The sequence below is a fragment of the Candidatus Hydrogenedentota bacterium genome, from assembly GCA_035450225.1.
GTDB lineage: Bacteria > Hydrogenedentota > Hydrogenedentia > Hydrogenedentales > SLHB01 > DSVR01.
Genome location: DAOTMJ010000018.1, coordinates 8,434 through 27,584, shown reverse-complemented (window position 1 = coordinate 27,584; position 19,151 = coordinate 8,434). Strand labels below are relative to the sequence as shown.

11 protein-coding genes are annotated in these 19,151 nt (G+C 58.7%); 5 read left to right on the top strand and 6 right to left on the bottom strand.

Going from position 1 to position 19,151, the window contains the following annotated elements; all coding sequences use genetic code 11:
• Nucleotides 1–41: 41 nt before the first annotated feature.
• Nucleotides 42–3,359 (top strand): methylmalonyl-CoA mutase family protein, encoded by a 3,318-nt coding sequence (locus tag P5540_11145; GenBank protein ID HRT65369.1) that lies wholly within the window; start codon nt 42–44, stop codon nt 3,357–3,359.
• A gap of 117 nt (nt 3,360–3,476) precedes the next feature.
• Nucleotides 3,477–8,159 carry a glycoside hydrolase family 38 C-terminal domain-containing protein gene (locus P5540_11140; protein HRT65368.1) on the top strand — a complete coding sequence of 1,561 codons (4,683 nt, stop codon included), beginning with the start codon at nt 3,477–3,479 and terminating at the stop codon, nt 8,157–8,159.
• A gap of 11 nt (nt 8,160–8,170) precedes the next feature.
• Here P5540_11140 and P5540_11135 read toward each other — a convergent pair whose 3' ends face one another.
• Genes P5540_11135 through P5540_11125 form a run of 3 tightly spaced genes read right to left on the bottom strand, consistent with a single transcriptional unit; the run spans nt 8,171 to nt 10,715 of the window.
• Nucleotides 8,171–8,998: an endonuclease gene (locus P5540_11135; protein ID HRT65367.1), complete on the bottom strand. Its 828-nt coding sequence runs from the start codon at nt 8,996–8,998 to the stop codon at nt 8,171–8,173.
• 2 nt (nt 8,999–9,000) lie between these two features.
• Complete coding sequence (locus P5540_11130) at nt 9,001–10,311, bottom strand: DNA cytosine methyltransferase (protein ID HRT65366.1); 1,311 nt, start codon at nt 10,309–10,311, stop codon at nt 9,001–9,003.
• On the bottom strand, nt 10,308–10,715 hold the full coding sequence (locus P5540_11125) for a very short patch repair endonuclease (GenBank protein ID HRT65365.1): 408 nt from the start codon (nt 10,713–10,715) through the stop codon (nt 10,308–10,310). Before P5540_11125 ends, P5540_11130 begins: the two co-directional genes overlap by 4 nt.
• A 562-nt stretch (nt 10,716–11,277) precedes the next feature.
• Here P5540_11125 and P5540_11120 point away from each other — a divergent pair.
• The gene (locus tag P5540_11120; protein HRT65364.1) at nt 11,278–11,583 is read left to right on the top strand and encodes a hypothetical protein; all 306 of its coding nucleotides are present in this window, start codon (nt 11,278–11,280) and stop codon (nt 11,581–11,583) included.
• A gap of 138 nt (nt 11,584–11,721) precedes the next feature.
• Here the strand turns inward: P5540_11120 and P5540_11115 are convergent, their stop codons facing one another.
• The 3 genes from P5540_11115 to P5540_11105 are packed head-to-tail and all read right to left on the bottom strand — an operon-like array spanning nt 11,722 to nt 13,567.
• Complete coding sequence (locus P5540_11115) at nt 11,722–12,690, bottom strand: endo-1,4-beta-xylanase (GenBank protein ID HRT65363.1); 969 nt, start codon at nt 12,688–12,690, stop codon at nt 11,722–11,724.
• A complete protein-coding gene (locus tag P5540_11110) occupies nt 12,680–13,207 on the bottom strand; it encodes a shikimate kinase (GenBank protein HRT65362.1) in 528 nt (175 codons plus the stop codon). The genes P5540_11115 and P5540_11110 overlap by 11 nt, the downstream gene beginning before the upstream one ends.
• A gap of 3 nt (nt 13,208–13,210) precedes the next feature.
• Nucleotides 13,211–13,567 (bottom strand): hypothetical protein, encoded by a 357-nt coding sequence (locus tag P5540_11105; protein HRT65361.1) that lies wholly within the window; start codon nt 13,565–13,567, stop codon nt 13,211–13,213.
• A 638-nt stretch (nt 13,568–14,205) separates the two neighbouring features.
• On the opposite strand from P5540_11105, the gene P5540_11100 reads away from it, so the two are divergent.
• Nucleotides 14,206–16,557, top strand: coding sequence for a PAS domain S-box protein (locus P5540_11100; GenBank protein ID HRT65360.1), 2,352 nt, complete (start codon nt 14,206–14,208; stop codon nt 16,555–16,557).
• Nucleotides 16,558–17,196: 639 nt separating this feature from the next.
• On the top strand, nt 17,197–19,151 hold a 1,955-nt coding region (locus P5540_11095), incomplete at its 3' end, for a right-handed parallel beta-helix repeat-containing protein (protein HRT65359.1).

Sequence of the window (19,151 nt, the reverse complement as noted above, 5' to 3'; positions counted from 1 at the left end):
ATACCATTCCCGATATTTTCATTCCATAAAGGAATTGTCGCATGCAGGAAACCACTTTTTACAAACCATCGAACCATGTGCGCATCGTGACGGCCACCTCGCTGTTCGACGGGCACGACGTGGCCATCAACATCATGCGCCGGATTATGCAGGATTCCGGCGCGGAAGTCATCCATCTCGGACACAACCGGACGGCGTCCGAAGTGGTCGAGGCGGCCATTCAAGAAGATGTCCAGGCGCTTGCGCTGACCTGTTACCAGGGCGGCCACGTCGAGTTTTTCCAGATGGTCATGGACCTCCTGCGCGATCGGGGCGTTCCCCACGTTAAAGTGTTCGGCGGGGGCGGGGGTGTGATTGTACCCAAGGAAATCGCGCAAATCGAAGCGATGGGTGTCGGCAAGATTTTTTCGCCGGAAGACGGCCGCCGACTTGGGCTGCAGGGGATGATAGACCTGGTTCTGAAGGAATCGGATTTCCCGCTACCCTGCGAGGGGGTCGAGAGACGCGCCGGGGAATTGCACCCGGCGAATGCAGCGTTGATTGCGCGTTTCATAACGGCTGTCGAGGAAGCGAAGGCACGGCAGAACGGCTGTCTGCGTTCCCTGACGGATGCGTTGCTGAAAAAAGTGTCCCGCAATGTGCCGATCCTCGGATTTACGGGGCCGGGCGGCGCGGGCAAATCGTCCCTCGTGGACGAACTGGTCACGCGGTTTATCAACGATTTTCCCCAAAAACGCGTGGCGGTGGTATCGGTGGACCCGACGAAACGCCGCACCGGCGGCGCGTTGCTGGGCGACCGGATTCGCATGAACAGCCTCGCAAGCGGGCGCGTCTATATGCGATCGCTGTCCACCCGGCGGGCGGAGAGCGAAATCCCCGACGCGCTGCCGGAAGTGTTGACGGTCCTGCGCGCGGCGGACTTCGATTTCATCGTTGTCGAGACGGCCGGCATCGGGCAGGGCGACGCGGCGATTGTCCCGCATGTGGACGCCACGATCTATGTCATGACGGCGGAATTCGGCGCGCCGACCCAACTCGAAAAGATTGACATGCTGGATCTGGCCGATTTTGTCGCCATCAACAAATACGATCACCGAGGCGCGGAGGACGCCCTGCGCGATGTGCGCCGCCAGTTCCAGCGCAACCGGCGCCTTTTCGATATGCCGCCCGAACAGTTGCCCGTGTTCGGCACGATCGCCGCCCGATTCAACGACGACGGGGTAACGGCGCTTTACCAGGCCGTCGTGGAAATGATGAACGACCGGACCCGCTGTGGGTGGCAGTCGTCGCTGCCGCCCACGGACCGCCGGACCTCGTCGGTCTCGTCGGCGCTCGTGCCGCCGGAACGCGTGCGATACCTTGCTGAAGTCGCCGACACCGTCGAGCGATACCACAAAACCTGCGCGCAGCAGGCGGAACTCGTCGAACGATTGTGGCAAATTGAAGGCGTGCTTTCGCAGATTGGAAATTCGGAAATGGTCTCCGACTTTTCAAATACGCGATCGTCCGCCGATTCAAGCATGGGACATCCCGTGTCTGTTTCCGCATTGCTCGAAGCGCGGCGTGAAGCGCTGCAGAAGCAAATTTCGCCGGATTGCCGCCGTATCCTCGAGGAGTTTCCCGCGATTCGCGAGGAGTACGCACGGGACGAGATTGTTTATTCCGTCCGGGGCCGAGAGATTTGCACGACGTTGCACCGGAGAAGCCTTTCGGGAACGCGCATTCCGCGCGTGGCTCTGCCCGGATACCGCAATCCCGGGGATTGGGTTCGCTGGGCGTTTCGCGAGAATGTGCCGGGCCGTTTTCCGTTTACGGCGGGCGTATTCCCGTTCAAGCGCGAGGACGAGGATCCCACGCGCATGTTTGCGGGCGAAGGCGGTCCTGAACGGACGAACCGCCGGTTCAAATTCCTTTCGCACAATCACGAGGCCAAACGTCTTTCGACGGCGTTCGACTCGGTAACGTTGTATGGGTGCGATCCGGACGAACAGCTCGACATCTACGGCAAGGTGGGCACGTCGGGCGTTTCGATTTGCACGATCGAGGACATGAAGATCCTGTTCGACGGCTTCGATTTGTGCGCGCCCAACACCAGCGTTTCGATGACGATCAACGGTCCGGCGCCGATCGTTCTGGCCATGTTTTTCAACACGGCCATCGATCAACAACTGGCGCGCATCGAAGCCGAATACGGCCGCCCGTTGAGCGCCGGCGAACGGGAGCGGTTCACGGCGTGGACGCTGCAAACCGTCCGCGGCACCGTGCAGGCCGACATCCTCAAGGAAGACCAAGGCCAGAACACCTGCATATTCGCGATAGATTTCGCGCTCAAGATGATGGGGGATGTCCAGGAGTATTTCATCCGGCACGGCGTGCAGCATTTTTATTCGGTGTCCATTTCGGGCTATCACATCGCCGAGGCGGGCGCGAATCCCATTTCGCAGCTCGCCTTTACGCTCGCCAATGGATTCACCTACGTAGAGTATTTCCTTGCGCGCGGAATGGACATTGACGATTTTGCGCCCAATCTTTCGTTCTTCTTTTCGAGCGGCATGGATCCGGAATACAGCGTGATCAACCGTGTCGCCCGCCGCATCTGGGCGGTGGCGATGCGCGACAAGTACGGCGCGAACGAACGGTCGCAAAAATTGAAGACGCACATTCAGACCAGCGGGCGGTCGCTGCATGCCCACGAGATCCAATTCAACGACATCCGCACCACGCTCCAAGCGCTGACCGCCATGTACGATCATTGCAACTCGCTCCATACGAATGCCTACGACGAGGGCATCACGACTCCCTCGGAAGAGTCCGTGCGGCGCGCCCAGGCGATCCAGCTCATCATCAAAAACGAGTTCGGGCCCACCATCAACGAGAATCCGCTGCAGGGTTCCTTCCTCATCGAGGAACTGACGGATCTCGTTGAGGAGGCCGTCCTGCGCGAATTCCGCCGCATTTCCGAACGGGGCGGCGTGCTCGGCGCCATGGAAACCGGCTATCAGCGCGCCAGGATCCAGGAAGAGTCCATGCACTACGAGCAAAAAAAGATGGACGGTTCGCTGCCCATCATCGGCGTCAACACCTTCATCAATCCGCATGAGGACATGAATGCCGTCGTGGGCAACCTGCAACTGGCCCGCGCCGGCGAAGACGAAAAACGCCGCCAACTCGACCGGCTGCGCGCTTTTCAGGCCGCGCATCGCGACGAGGCGCCCGCCGCGCTCGAACGCCTCCAGCAGGCCGCGCTGGCCGGCGAAAACGTCTTCGCCGAACTGATGCAAACTGTCCGCGTATGCTCGCTGGGGCAGATTACCCGCGCCCTTTTCCGCGTCGGGGGCCAATTCCGCCGGAATATGTAGAGATGCCCTGCACGGGCCTGTTTCAGGCCGGTGGCGGGTTCCGTTTGCCCGGCGAGGGGGCCGCGTAGTACTGTTGTTTTACGCGGGTTGCGGGAAAAAAACGAGGAGTTGCAGGACATGGTTCCCATCAGACTTTCGGACTTGGCGCAAGGACAACGCATTCGCGATTGGCTCGTTTTGGGGCCGTTCGTCGTGCGGACGGGCGATCATTTCGAGCGCGAATACATGTACGAGCGCGAGCGGATTCTGGACATTGACTATCTGGCCGGGGAAGGCGGCGAGGCGGCGGTTTGTCCCGTCGAGGGCCAAGCGCACGCCAATATCGGCCTCGGACCGAAGAAGCTGGCCTGGCGCCGGTACACGGATGAGTGGCTCGGCGGCATGGACATCGCCGGGGAGATTATCTACGAGACGGTCCAACGCAACTGCGTGATCTACGCCGCCGCGTGCGTGGCCGCCGATGCCGACGGGCTTGCGCTGATGGACGCGTACACGTCGGGCATGAAGGTGTGGGTCAACGGCGAATTGGCGTGCAACATGCCGTACGGCCTTCCCAAGGGCGTGCGGATGAACATGCCCAGTGTGCCCGTCCGTTTGCGAAAAGGCGAAAACACGCTGCTGTTCAAATTCCGTCCGGGCTACATCTGCGACGGCGTGGACTTTTGCGTCGGCGATGTAACGATTGCGCCGCTCGTGTCGCGGCCCGGCATGCCCGTGGCGCTTGGCCGGGTGCGCGCACTGTCCTATTTTCAGGGTTCGCCGGAAGAACCGCGGCAGGTTATCGAGGCGGCCTTGTTGAACTCGTCGCGCCTGCACCAGACCGTCCGCATTTCGCTCGCGTCCGATTCGCTGGGCGATGGCGGCCAGTCGGATGTCGAATGCGCGCCGAACGCGGTGACGACGGTCCGCCTGAGCCTGCCGACTCCGCGGGAAAAGGCCGGCATGCCCGTGAAGGCGATTTTCAGCGCGCGGCTGCGCGGCGAGACACTGGAAGCGCCGCTCGCCTATGAAGCCGCCGCCGCGCCGAAATACGACGGCACCGTGCTCGTCCTGTCGAGTTTCCATTTCGACACGACCTACCACGAGGAGCAGCGCGTGTACGCGATGGGCGCGTTCGATCTCGTGCGCCAGTATTGCCGGCTGCATCGGGCGGACCCGTTGTTCCGTTCGATCATTTCCGAGGTGGACTATCTGAAACCGTATTTCGACGTGTATCCGGAAGACCGCGAGACGCTCATGCGCGTCTTCCGCGAAAAGCGTTCGGAACCGGATGTCATGTACAACCAGCCGAACGAGCAGAATTGCGGCGACGAGGGCCTTGTCCGCAATTTCCTGTACGGCCAGCTCATTCACGGCCGGGTGTTCGGCAACATCTGCCACGTTTACGGCCCCGGCGACGTGTTCGGCCACCCGAACCAACTCTCGCAGATTGCGCGAAAGAGCGGTTGCATCGGCGTGACATGGGGAAAGCACATCTTCAATTTTCCGCCGTTTTTCAACCACCTCTCGCTCGACGGTTCGTCGCTGCCGCACCAACGCGGCCACGCCACGGAAGACGACGTGCATGAGATGGGCCTTTCGGTGCGGCTCGACGGCATAGACCAGACGCCGCCCACCCAGTGGCATCACACGCTCATGCCGTTGTACCGTCAGGGCGCCTATGAAGACCTGATGGCGGCCATCCATCGCGAAACGGAGGAGGGCAAGGCGCGCCTGCCCGTCACGTCGCGCGACATGTCGCTCTATCACGCGGCCACGGCGGTCTCGCGCGTGGATCTGAAGATCGCGAACCGCCTCGGCGAGAACCTGCTGATCGATGCCGAGAAATTCGCCACGATCGCCAACCTGCTCGGCGCGAAGTATCCCGAAAAGGCGCTCGACAAGGCATGGCGGCAGATTCTGTGCGGACAGCATCATGACTCGATTACCGGCACGCACAACGAAATATCGTTCGTGGACCTCATGAACTCCTACCGCGAAATCCTTGAACTCGGGACGGACTGCCTCAACCGTTCGATCGCATTTCTCGGCGAGGCCGTCAGGGGCGACAAGAAGGAACAGACCTACGCGGTCTTCAATTCGCTCGCATGGGAACGCACGGACGTGGCCCAACTCTCGGTCTCGGACGTCGGCGCGCCCAATTTCTCCCTGCGCGATCCGAGGGGCAAGAACGTCGCCTTTGAAGTCCTGCGCGTCGTCCGCGACGCAAAAGGCCATGTCCGGGAAGCCGATATCCGTTTCGTGGCCGTAAAGATGCCCTCGCTCGGCTATCGCGCATACACGGTCGTGCCGAAATCCTCCGGCACGCTTCCCGTATGTAAAACAACCGATGGCCGCATCATTGAAAATGCGTTCTACCGAATCACGGTCGATCCTGCGCGCGGCGGCGGCATTTCAAGCATTTACGACAAGACCGCCAAACGCGAAATCATTGAAAGCGCAAACGGCCACGTCGGCAACGAACTCGCCATCCTCGAGGAAGTTTCGTATCGCAACGAGACGCAGCACGAGTTCTACACGACCGGACTCAAAATGTTTTCCGGCGACACCCCCGCGTCCGTCGAGATCGAGCAGGGCGCCGTCAGCCGCACAATCCGCGCGCGCTACCGGATGGGCGAGTTGTGCGATGTCATCCAGGAAACGACGCTTTTCAACGACGTGCCGCGCATTGAATTCCGCACGATCCTCGTGGACGTCCAGCGCGAACATTATTTGTATTGCGTGACGTTCCCGACGAATTTGAAGGGATTGTCGCCCATCTTCGACGAGCGCTTCGGCGTCGTCGCGCGCAACGACAGCAAGAACTACCTCGATTTCCGCACGCACCAGATGCTCATGTTTGGCGATTGCGCCGTCTATGCCGCGAACAAGTTCATGGAATACGGATCCTCGGCCAAGGTACAGATCGGCCGTAATGTGTACTCGCTCTCGATGGTGGGCCTCGTCACGCCGAAGAATGCGGACGATGTGGCGGTGGCGGAGGAACTCCAGCGCGTCCTCGTGAAGAAAGGCGTCACGTGCACGCCATGGCATGGTGATGGCGGCCCCTACTGGGGCACTTATCTCAAGCACATGGACGACGACATGCTCTACACGCGGTTCCGCATCACGATAGGTTCCGGCGGGCGCAATGCGTACACGAAAAAACTGCTCGGCAAGGCGTCGGCCGCCGCGCGCAACGCGTTCAAGGCGCGCCTCAAGAAGAACGGCTACGCGTTTCTATTCGTGAAGGACGCGGATCTGAAAGACCCGTCGTGGCCGGCACTGCCGGTATTGATTGTCGAAGCGAAGAATGCCGGGAAACTGGCCGAGGCCTGTGAAACCCTTCTCGCCGAATTCCCGGAAAAGGCAACGATTACACTGCCCGCCGCTGCCGACGCGAGCGGCGCGTCGAACAAGATGGACGACTACGGCCTCGCGCTCCTGAATCGCGGGAACTACGCGAACAGCATCGAGAAGGGCGGCACGCTTTGCATGATCCTCGGACATGCGTGCCTGTGGTACGGCGGCACGAACAACTTCCCCGAAGGCTACCTCATCCCCGAAAACAAAAACCACGTCTATGGGTATGCGCTGTATCCGCACGCGGGTGACTGGCGCAAGGCCAATACGCCCCGCGCCGCATACGCGTACAATCACCCGCTCATTGCGCGGCGGATCGAACCGTCGGCAAAGGGTTGCTTGCCGGCGGAGTCGTCCTTCGCGGGCGTTTCGCCCGAGAACGTCATCCTGACCGCAATGAAGCCCTTCGGCAATCCCATTGCATCCTTCGAACGGAACAAGACGCCCGATGCGTCGCAAGGCGTCATGATTCGCGTCTACGACACGATGGGCAGGGACGCCGAGGCGAAAATCGTCTTTGGCAACGGCATCGAAAAGGCATGGGCTGCAAACCTGATCGAGGAACCGCAGGGCGATCTGGCCGTCAAGAAAGGCGCGCTGCCGCTGTACATCTCGCCATTCTCCATCGAGACGGTCGGGTTCAAACCCGCGCCGTTCGGGAAAAAATTGGACGCGCGCATCCTCGGCCCCGAAGCCGAACCCGTCCAGCCCGTCTGGGTGCGTTCGTGGGAACACGACGCCGAATCCATGCCGATGGGGTATGCCCCCGTGGTCTGCTCCATCAGTCGCGAGGTCAAGGAAGCCGACGAGGGCCGGACGCTACAACTCCGCGTCAACGTGGTCAACGACTACACCGATTCGCCCGTTTCCGGCGGCGCGGACCTTGTTGTGCCCGATGGCTGGCAGGTTGAACCGGCTGTCATCGCGTTCACCGTCGAACCGCTCAAGTACCAGGCCACGGACGTGATCGTCCGCCGTCCGGACGCATCCGCCGCGGGACAAATCAAGTTGCGCCATGCCTTCGACGGACAAGTTTTTCAGGACGTGCTCGAAATCGGCGGCGCCTTCAATCTCGACATGGACGTCCGCAACGAAGGCGATGCGATCATCGTGACGCTCAGGAATCCCCACGCCGAAACCGTCGAAGCCGAAGTCTCCCTCGTGTCGCCCATCGAGACGTGGCCCCGCGAACTCGTCGGTCCACACTCCATTCGGGCGATTTCACCCCGAACCCAAGGCGTCAGTCTCGCGGCGGGCACGACAACGGAAATGCGCTTTACCGTCGCGCATGTCCCCGGCATGGATCTCGTCCCCGAAGACTCCTACTGGGCCGTCGCCAAGCTCATGTCCAACGGCCGCATCACCCTCAAGCGTTGCGACCGCCGCCCCGAAACCCGCCGCATGTGGTCCGACCGCTGGTTCCGCCAATACTTCGGAAAACCAAGAGGGTATGTGTGACAATAGTTTTCCTAGGGCTTTCCTGACAATTTCCGATATGTGCGAAGATCGTTTTCCGAGAGACCATCGCTTGAGACCAACAGATAGTGGCGTTCTTGTACAACCTTGACTTCGCCGGTTTCGACGGCAGCCAACTCGAACATGGCAATTGCACCCTCGTCGAGAAACTGGGCGGAAACGGCACGGCAGACAAGTTCTGGAAATCGTATTTCACAGCAAAGGAGGTCTTGTTTCGTTTGCACGATGGAATGCCGATCGTTTCCCGATTTGGCTTGCACCGGAATTACATACTGTACTCCCGCTTTGTCCACGCCCACGTATATCTCGTCGATCTCGATCTGACCGACATCTTGGACCGTCGTCCGCAGGTGGTTCTGAAGACTGTAGGTCGTGACGCCGAGGAAAATGTCCACGAGTCGATTGTATCGCACCTTCGCGAGCAATGCCTGTTCGTCGCTCTGTGCGTACATCGAGACGATTTCGGGAGTGGCGTCGGGAATCTTGATGGCAATGAGATCGGGACGCGGAACGACACGTTGGCATCGCACCAGTCGCATCGCATAGCGACCCTTCCCGGCGCCCTCGATGATCCATTCGCATCCCGCTTTCGCCGTAACTGCTATACGCTCCGGCAATCTCTCGCGATAGCGAAACGAGTAGAGAACATCCCCAAGGTTCTTCGGCAACTTGACGTCAAGTATCTTGGCGAACTCCGCGAGTTCTTCCCGTTTGAATGTGAACTCGTCCTTTCCCTTTCGATAGTGTTTTTCAAATACTGCCGTTATAATCCGCGCGTACGCATTTTCACGCCGTCTTGTTCCGTCTCTGTCTCGTTCCATGTTCACGTTTTCCCAACAGTTGCGGCACGGTCTTTTCGTGTACGCGGGGGAATCACGGAAGCAGACACTCCGAAATAGGCCGCGGCTTCGTGCAAGTTCATCTTCAACAGTTTTTCGTCGCCAAGTTCGATTGTCCGATTCGGGTGGGTTGGCGTCAGTCCCATGGCCTTTACAACCTCCGCGGCTACGGCCCTTGCAAGCAACGGCGGGACTGAATTGCCCACTTGCCGGGCGCCATGCCACTTAGTAACATGAAAGCGGAACCAGTCCGGGTATGAATGGAGCCGCGCAGCCTCGCGAACCGTGATGCAACGCGGATAGAAGGGATGGATAGGCCGAGGCGACGTAAAAGCACCGTGATCGCTAGCAGTCCCGGCCCGCAAGGTATTGCACAATCCGTTGGGGTCGAGTTTGAAAAAACGGCTGATCGGCTCAGTTCGGCCCCACTCCGTTTCCGCAAAACGCCGTTGCGATTCCCGCGAGTGTTCCGTCCGCAAACTGGATGTCAGGGTCTTGCCATCGAACTTCCTCCGGTAACTGTAATCGTCCGGATCGAAAACGACAGAACGAAGTTTGGCCGAGTACTCGGATGGGGGGCCGTATGCGATGGTTGTTGAATCCGAATTGCACAGCGCCGCAAACTCATCCGCATCGGGCAAGTCTCCGATCGCATCCAACACGGTTGGTGTTCTGGGAAGACCGATCAGTTCCGGCTTTTCGCCACAAGGAATGGATGTTGGAATTGGATATTCTGGCAAGGGCAACCCTTCCAAGGCTCCAAGCAGGAATAACCGCTCGCGATCCTGGGGTACGCCATAGTAGGATGCATTCAGTACATGCCACGGTTTGCGTACACGATATCCATAAAGTGCAAATTCCTCGATTAGTTCCAACAAGAAACGCTGATGTCTGCCGACAGTTAGCCCCCGAACGTTTTCAAAGACGAAATAGCGGGCGCCGGTCTCGGAAACTAAGCGAACGAAGTGCTGAACAAGCCGATTTCGGGGATCTTCCAATAATCGTTTTCCCATAAGCGAGAAACCTTGACACGGGGGACCGCCGAAGACGACATCCACGCCAATGTTTTCGGATCCGATTAGTCCAAGCAATTCATTGCCGTCAATGGCCGATACATCCCTGCATAACGTACGGCATTCGGGAAAATTGTAACTGTGGGCGGCGCAATGGATAGGGTCATATTCGACGCAGGCAGCTATATCGAATCCTGCTTGCTCGAACCCAAGCGACATACCCCCGGCGCCAGAGAACAAGTCTATACCGATGGGTCTTCTCGTTTTTTGTTTAGTGTTCATTCGTCGAAAAATTTCCGCAATTTCGACTCGATGGTCTTTACATCGCGAGTTTGACATTGCCAAATTACAAGTATACGCCAACCGGACCGGCGCAGTTTCCGGGCGTTTCGCAAGTCTCGTTGCATATTCTTTTGGAACTTCTCTTTCCAATATTTAACTCTTGTTTTGGGTGTTGTTGTAAATCGGCAACCTCGATGTCGATGCCAGAAACAGCCATGCACAAACACTACTCTATTGTATGCTGGAAAGACAAGATCGGGTGTGCCGGGCAAATCGCGCCTGTGCAGGCGAAAGCGTAGGCCCATGGAGTGCGCGATACGTCGCACAAGGAGTTCGGGAGTTGTATTTTTCGAGCGGACACGTCTCATGAGCCAGCTTCGATGTTCTGGAGTCAAATTGTCCATATTGGCCTAATAGCACATATGAAATAGTGGCTTTTTTACTGGCCAATTGTCCTGGCCGAATTGCTCGATTTGTCTCAAACTTGTCATTGTCGCTCGATATCCAAGATCGTTCCGCGCCGCTCGCTTGATGCGAATCCCATGTCCGCCACACATCACGCTATCAACCATCCATGGACGTGTCAAGCGGTTTTTTGCTTCACCCTGGGACATCTCGGTATAAAAATACCAATGCCGCAAAAGGGACAACGGCCATGGACAAAGGATACATGTTCGAATTCCGAGATGGCAATTTAGCGCAAGAGGTATGGTCCTCAGACGGGATGAAGGAGGCGTAAGAAACAGGGGTGTACGTTTCGAGCGGCGGACGTTTTTGAAGGGCACGGCTCCGGGCGTGTTCACGACGGGCCAAATGGGCGATTCGCTCGTGAGGGAAGGCAAGATCGATCTCCTCGCCAAAACCGTCGAATACATCTAGGCCAGCGGCGTCATCGCCGGTGTTTCCTGCCACGAACTGGGCGTCATCGCGGCATGCGAAAAGGCCGGGATCAAGCCGGATTTCTACATGAAGACCTTCAACAGCAAAAACTGCTGGTCGGCCGGCAACAAGACGCCATGCGACAACGTGTTCAACGACGAGGCGCCGGAAGAGACCGCCGCATTCATGAAAACCATTGACCGGCCGTGGGTGGCGTTCAAGGTTCACGGCGCGGGCGCCATCGAACCGCGCGCCGGATTCGAGTACGCCTTCAAGAACGGGGCCGATTACATTTGCGTGGGCATGTTCGATTTTCAAATTGCGGAGGACGCGGCCATCGCGCGGCAAGTGCTCGAAAGCGTCAAAGAACGCGATCGCGCCTGGCGAACATAATCAGAATGGCTAAGACCACCGTCTTCAAGCGGCCAGGAGGGATTTCGATGCGTTCCTGGCGCCGTGCATTCTCATAGGCGGCATTGGGCGCGGCGATGTGCCCTCGAAGGCGTGCCGCTTGCGTTTCGGCGGTCGCCTTCAGGAGACCAACGCGTCCCGGACGGCTTCGTAGGCGGGTTTGGGCTGCCCGGCGTCGTCGAACAGGAGCGCGGCGCCTTCTCGTTTGAATGCTTGGGGAACCCACGAATACCGGTCCGTCACGCCCCAGACGGCCCATGCGCCGCAGCGTTCGGCCCGCAGGCAAACGTCCATGATTTCACGGTAGATTCTCGCCTGCCGCAGCAGATCCGATTCAAGAAACGGCTCCTTGATCCGTACATCCATCTCAGTGATGTGAACGTCGAGGCCAAGATCGTTGAAACGCTTGATATTCGCGGCGATGGACGCCGGGTGGAGGTCGTCCCAGACGCACAGGTGCATCTGGAGTCCGACGCCGTGGATAGGCGCGCCCTGTTCGAGCAGCATGCGAATCATGGCGTACATGGCATCCGATTTCCGGTTCAGGCCGTCCGCGCTGTAATCGTTGTAAAACAATTTCGCGTCTGGATCGGCCTCGTGCGCCCAATGGAACGCCATCGCGAGGTAGTCCGGGCCGAACATGCGCAGGAACGGCGAATCGCGCCAGCCGCCGTGGTCGTCCAGCGCTTCGTTGACGACATCCCATGCGAACACATCGCCGCGATACCGGCTCACGACCGTGTGGATATGTCCGCGCACCAAGTCAATGCCGTCGTCGTAGGTGAACCCGCCTTTCGCGAACCAGTCCGGCAGAATGTAATGCCAGACCAGCGTGTGGCCGCGCACGGCCATGCCGTGTTCCCGCGCGAACGCGACGATTGCGTCGGCGTCATCAAACGCGAACCGGTCGCGTTCAGGTCGCAAGGGGCCGAACTTCATCGCGTTTTCGCAGGTGATCATGTCGAATTCGCGAGCAAGGATCGTCCGGTATTGCGGATCGTCGCGCAGGGCGTCGGCGCTGACCGCCGTCCCGATGCGCAATCCCCGCTTGCCCGCCAGTTCGCGCAGACCGGTTGCTTCAGTACTCATACAGTCCCTTTTCCCTCAACGCCTGGACAATCGCCGCGGCCGTTTCGTCATGGTTCAATCCGGCGCAATGGATCGTCACGTCCGCGTGTTTTGCATAAAGCGGCTGGCGTTCGTCGAACAATTCCGCGAACGTCTGGCCGGGCGCCATGACGATGCCCCTCGAATCGAGATTGGTCACCCGCGCGTACAGGGGCTCCAGCGGCAGATACAGGTAAACGACGGGCCCCGATCGCCGCAGATGCGCCATGGCGCGTTCGCTGTACACGACGCTTCCCCCGGTCGCCACCACATGCTCGCGGCAATCCAGCGAAAGGATGAAATTTTCCTCGATGGCGCGAAACCGGTCAAGGCCGTCCGTGTCAATGATGTCCTGAAGGCGCCGCCCCTCGCGCGCCTGCAAATGGACGTCCGTGTCTATGAAACTGCGCGACAGCGCCTTCGCCAGCAGCACGCCGACCGTGCTCTTGCCCACGCCGGGCATCCCAATCAACACCACGTTGCGCTCATCATTCCTCATTGTTTACTCCGAAACACCCTTGAAACGGTCATCCTCGTCGCGAAACAGAATGTTGAACGTCGTCAGGCTGCCGTAGGCGCGCGTGATGAGTTGTTGCAATTCGATCTTGTCTTCCTGCGCCAATGCGGGATGGTTGTTGATTTTCTGTTCGAGGACGCGCAACTTTTCGCGGACGGACACGATCTTCTTGAAAAACACCGCGAGCGGCACTTCCTTGCCTTGCAACGCCGTGTCGAACGGTTGCAGGATCATCTTGCCGCCCTTCCATTTCGGTGCGATGGCGCAGGTTCCCGCGCCCGTTTCCTCTTCAAGCACCTCGCGCAACGCTTCCTTCACATCGTCCCATGTCCACTCCGTCATCGTGCGATTCCTCCACTATTTCGCCACCATACCACGATCGGGACGGTATCGCTCAACTTGCTGCTTCGGACCAGAGGCGCCCGACCGGACAGACGCATCTTGCGCTTTCCCGACAATGCATCCGACCGCCACTCTGTCTCGTGCGTGTTATCGTAATCGTAATCATAATCGAAACAAGGACTTATGAACATCTCCAATCGCTTGCGTGATTATTCAAGAGAACTCATTTTCGTCCCCCAAGAGCCAGGGTCTCATGACAACTCGTAATTATATTTGCAGTTGATCGGAGAGACTTGTCCGCACCGGTTGAATACGTTGCGACCAACAATAAAGTATGAGGATAACACCGTACTATCAGTACATTGCTCAATCAAGAGTTTTCGGGGATTCGATTACGATTACGAGCACGAGCACGCACCTGCCGGCGCCTTTGAAGGGCCTTCCGCAAGCCACCAGTTCTTGTGGTGTTGACTGATTCGGAGGTGTTTGCGTAAATGCCGGTCGGCATTTACTCCCCTTAATGTGCACATTGAGGTGGAATTCGGGGTATGGCTTTTTGCGGCGGCTTGTTGTATGATGTTTTACAAGTGAGGTGGCATTCCACGATGCGTGAGGCACATTTTTAGGGGATTGGCGCCATGCGGAAAGACGACGTTGGTGAAGGGCAGGTCAACACAAGGCGGCTGCACCTGCTGATGTTGATTCCGCTCGGATGGATGGTTTTTGCGGCGCTCCTGCCCGACTTTGCGATGCGCCTTTTCGGGCAAAATATCGCATGGCTGCGTATTTCGGCGTCCGGTATCGGTTTTCTGCTCATTTGCGTCTTCACCGCGTATCTTCTGGGACGGATCCGCCGCGAGCGAAAACTGGTGCTGCTTGTCATGGGGGGCACAACCCTGCTGCTGGTTTCCCAATCGTACCGGTTTTTGCAGTCGCTGAGGCTTCTGGACGGGTTTGTAAGCCGGGACTGGAACAACGTCTTGCGCGCGTTCGACAACCTTTTCACGGGGCTGGGTCTTGTCCTGATTGCGGTCGCGTTCTTCTTGGCTATTATCGAAATGATGGCCTCGCGGCAACGGCTCATGGCCGAACATGCGCGGCTCACCGAAGAAGTTGCCCGCCGGGAGCAGGTGGAAAAAAGTCTGCGCGAAAACGAGGCGGTGCTGCACGGGATTAGCGCGTCGGCGTTGGACGGCATTGTCCTGATGGACAACGTGGGAAGCGTGTGCTACTGGAATCCGGCCGCCGAGCGGATTTTGGGTTACGCGGCGGGGGAGGTTATGGGGAAATCCGTCCACGAAACACTCGTTCCCTCCCGCATGCGAAACCATTATTTGGAAGGTCTGCGTGCATGGAGGAATACGGGCGAAGGGCCCGTCGTGGGGAAAACGACGCTGGTCAGGGCAATACGCAAGGACGGCGCCGAAATTGACGTCGAAATTTCCGTGTCTTCCCTCCATCTGCGGGGGGAGTGGCATACGCTGGGGATCATCCGCGACGTGACCGCGCGGCGCGAGGCCGAGGAAGAGCATCAACTGATTTTGCGCACGGCCATGGACGGCTTCTGGGTCGTGGATGTCAATGGACGGATTCTGGACGTAAATGAAGCGTATTGCCGTATGATCGGATACAGCCGGGATGAACTCCTGAACATGAGCATCGCGGATGTGGAAGCGATCGAGATGGCCGAGGACGTCGCCGCGCATATCCAGCGCGTACAAACGAAAGGCTGGGATCGCTTCGAAACCCGCCATCGCAGAAAAGACGGATCGGTGATTGACGTGGAAGTCAGCACCAGCCATTTGAGCACGAGCGGAGGCCGGCAATACTGCTTCCTTCGCGATATTACCGAGCACAAGCGCGACGAGCAATCCCTGCAGGCCAGTGAGTCGAAATACCGGGATCTCGTGCAGAACGCCAACACGATCATCGCCCGGCTGGATGCCGGGGGAACGATCACCTTTTTCAACGAGTTTGCCGAGCAATTTTTTGGGTTGCTGGAAAAAGACCTGCGCGGGCAAAGCGCGCTGGGAACGATTCTCCCGGGAGATCGGGCGGACGGAACGGATTTGGCCGCGTTGCTTCGCCGCAAGGAAAAACATCCGGATCATTCGATCGAAAGCGAATACGAATGGAACCGGGGCGACGGGCGCCGGGTCTGGATTTCGTGGATCAGCACGCCGGTTTACGACGAGCAAGGGCACGTTCGCGAATTGCTCTGCGTCGGAAACGATGTGACATCCCGTGTCGAGGCGGATCGGATCATCGCCGAACAGCAGACGCGGATGCTTCATGCGTCGCGGCTTTCGGCTGTGGGCACCATGGCGAGCGGCATCGCCCACGAAATCAACAATCCGCTGGCGATTATCTCAGGCGCCGCCCAGCAGTTGGATGCGCTGGCCCGCCAGGAACACCCCGACGCGGCGCGTCTCGAAAAGATTTCCGAGGTTGTTGGGCGCAACGTCAATCGGATATCGCGTATTATCCGGGCGCTCCGAATGCTTTCGCGCGACGGATCCCGGGATCCCTATGTCCTGATTCCGCTTCAAAGCCTCGTGGCGGATATCCTTGAATTATGCCAGGCGCGTTTTCTGGCACACGGCATCATGCTGGAAGTCGCCGGCATCCCCAACATCGAAATCGAATGCCTGCCTCCCCAGATTTCGCAAGTGCTCCTCAATCTGCTCAACAATGCCCATGACGCCGTCGAAACGCTTCCGGAGAAGTGGATCCGAATCGGCGTTCAGGACGAAGGCGATACAATCGCCCTGACGGTTACCGACAGTGGCCGCGGACTGGCGCCCGAAACCCGGGAAAAGGCGATGCTGCCGTTTTTCACCACGAAGGAACCGGGGAAGGGTGTCGGCTTGGGGTTGAGCATTTCCGCGCAGATTCTGGAAGCGCACCACGGGGAATTGATCATTGACGCGAATTATCCAAACACCCGCTTTGTCGCCCGGCTGCCCAAGCGCCAGCCGATCGGGACATGAACCGCCCATGGGCCGTTGCAACAACCCGCCAAGAATCGGCAATGGAAGCCGGTTCTTTTTACCTTGGACAAGGTGGACTCTATAGAAGCGGTGGATGTTTTCCACAAAGCGAAACGATTCCTGGATCCTTGAGAGTACCGAGTTCTTGCCTGTATTCATCTGTTCTGAACGTGCAATGGGGAATTTTTTGGGGGGTACGGAACGTAGGACAGACTGTCCAGTCTGCCTTTTTTGAAGCCAAGCCATGTCTGTGGACGGACAGGCTGGACAGCCTGTTCCACGCATTTGCCTTCATTTCTGATCCTGTTGGGATTCCGCAATCAATGCTTCAAGACGATTCTGTAATCCGTTCAACCAAAAAAACGACATTTTTCGAGTAATTGCAGCCTGTAGCAAGGTTCGAGAAATCGGTACTCTTACACTGGGGTTATTTCGTCCATAAAGTCCCTGCCGTCCACGGGATAAACCGGTTGGCCGCCCCATGCGCAACGGATGCGCAGCCCGATGGTATTATGGATGGCGATCCCCATTCCGGCGCGTCCGTGCGCATGGGGTGCGGATTGGCGGGTGTGGCGTGCTATACTGGGAAGAGGTTTTTACCCTGAAGACGCGCCGTGCGTCGGGAGGGAGGATTCGGCGATGAACCGTTTGAAGACAATGATGCGCGTTTGCCCGAAGGGGATGGCGGCGGCATTTGCGGCATTGTGTTTCGTTGCGTTGACGGGGTGTCCCCGCGAGAAAGGACCGGAACTTTCAGTATCCGAGGCCAGCCATTATTTCCGTCCGAACGAAACGGTGTGGACCTTTTATGTTACGAACACCGGCCAGCCCGGGACGCCCATTCGATTTGAAGCCGTGGTCAGTGCGCCGTGGATGGCGTTGACCCCGACGGGGGGTGTCAGTTCGGGGCCGAACGACAAGACCGGCATCGAGGTCCGCGTGATACCATCTGCCTTTACGCGCAAGGTGAATGAAGGCCAGATTATGGTCTACTGGGGACTGCAACAGATCTCGATACGTATCACGGCCGAAGCGCCCGACACGGCCGGGGAAGGCGAGGGCGAGGGGGAAGGCGAAGGCGAGGGCGAAGGCGAGGGCGAAGGCGAAACGGAACGGCGCGTTATTTATGTAAACCGCGACAATCCGTCGCATTTTCAGGATGGGACCACATGGGAAACGGCTTTTTCGAGTCTTCAACGCGGCATTGACAAGGCGTTCTTCAAATTCGGGCGCGGCGAGGTCTGGGTGCGCGAAGGCATCTACGACGAAACGCGGTCCAATGCAAACGGCGCGCTGGTTTTACGCCGCGGCATCGAGATATACGGCGGATTCGACGGCACAGAAACGGAACGGGCCCAACGTGATTGGATCGTGCGCCGGACCGTGATTGACGGAAGCAAGGCGCGCAATGGCGCGGCGGCTTATCATGTGATTGTCGGGGCGGACGACGCCGTGCTGGACGGGCTGATCGTCCAGGGCGGACGCGCGACGGGCAGTGAAACCGGCCAGGATCGCGGCGGGGGGCTCTATATCGTTCGTTCGTCTCCCCGTATCGTCAATTGCACGTTTTCGAAAAACAGGGGCCTGTACGGGGCCGCCATTTACAGCGAGGGCGGCGTGCCTACCTTCCGCGACTGCCTGTTCGAGGAAAATATGGCTGTCGCCAAGGGCGGGGCAGTCTACATGACGCGCGGGGGCGGACGACTCGAACGATGCGTTTTTTCTGAAAACATGTCATGGGTCATCGCGGGCGCCCTTTGCTGCGAGAAGAACCCCATCGTGGCCAAGGGATGCCGGTTCGACACGAACCTGTGCATCGGAAACGGCGGCGGTGTGAATCTGCAGGAATCCACCTCGATAATCTCGGAGTGCCTGTTCAGAAACAACGAGGCCGGATTGTGGGGCGGCGGCATTTACGCCGAACTGTGCGCGCCGCGCATCGTCAACTGCGTTTTCATGGGCAACGTGGGCGTCGAGGGCGGGGGCATTTACAACAGCAGCGCGAATGCCGTCATCACGAATTGCACGCTGGCGTTCAACCGGGCCAACGCCAACATGACGGGCGGAAACGAACCGAATGCCAAAATCGGCGCGGGCGCGTCGCTGGCCAATCTGAAGTCCTCGCCGGTCGTGACCAATTGCATTCTCTGGGGAAAAGAAGGTGAGACGCCCGTCCAGAATTCCGATCCGGTCTCGCAACCGGTTATCACATACTGCAACGTGCGCGGGGGATATGCGGGTACGGGCAATATAAACGCCGACCCCAAATTTCTTGGATTGGGACTGGATGTATGCGCGCTGAAACCCGGTTCTTCCTGTATTGATACCGGCCGAAATACCGGCGATACCGCCAGCGGGGTTGTCGTGTTGGATTTCCTCGGGCAAGCGCGCGGAATGGATGGTGACGGGCTTGGCGCCGGACCCACCGGCGACGGTTCGGATTACGACATTGGCGCGTATGAATACGTTCCGGGCACGGGCGAAGGCGAAGGCGAAGGCGAGGGCGAGGGCGAAGGCGAAGGCGAAGGTGAGGGCGAGGGCGAAGGCGAAGGCGAAGGTGAGGGCGAGGGCGAAGGCGAAGGCGAAGGTGAGGG

What these genes read in the sequence shown, in the direction of transcription:
- P5540_11130 (HRT65366.1), bottom strand. Translation starts at nt 10,311, where the DNA reads ATGAACACTAAACAAAAAACGAGAAGACCCATCGGTATAGACTTGTTC.
- P5540_11125 (HRT65365.1), bottom strand. Translation starts at nt 10,715, where the DNA reads ATGGACAATTTGACTCCAGAACATCGAAGCTGGCTCATGAGACGTGTC.
- P5540_11135 (HRT65367.1), bottom strand. Translation starts at nt 8,998, where the DNA reads ATGGAACGAGACAGAGACGGAACAAGACGGCGTGAAAATGCGTACGCG.
- P5540_11100 (HRT65360.1), top strand. Translation starts at nt 14,206, where the DNA reads ATGCGGAAAGACGACGTTGGTGAAGGGCAGGTCAACACAAGGCGGCTG.
- P5540_11140 (HRT65368.1), top strand. Translation starts at nt 3,477, where the DNA reads ATGGTTCCCATCAGACTTTCGGACTTGGCGCAAGGACAACGCATTCGC.
- P5540_11145 (HRT65369.1), top strand. Translation starts at nt 42, where the DNA reads ATGCAGGAAACCACTTTTTACAAACCATCGAACCATGTGCGCATCGTG.
- P5540_11120 (HRT65364.1), top strand. Translation starts at nt 11,278, where the DNA reads ATGAAGACCTTCAACAGCAAAAACTGCTGGTCGGCCGGCAACAAGACG.
- P5540_11110 (HRT65362.1), bottom strand. Translation starts at nt 13,207, where the DNA reads ATGAGGAATGATGAGCGCAACGTGGTGTTGATTGGGATGCCCGGCGTG.
- P5540_11105 (HRT65361.1), bottom strand. Translation starts at nt 13,567, where the DNA reads ATGACGGAGTGGACATGGGACGATGTGAAGGAAGCGTTGCGCGAGGTG.
- P5540_11115 (HRT65363.1), bottom strand. Translation starts at nt 12,690, where the DNA reads ATGAGTACTGAAGCAACCGGTCTGCGCGAACTGGCGGGCAAGCGGGGA.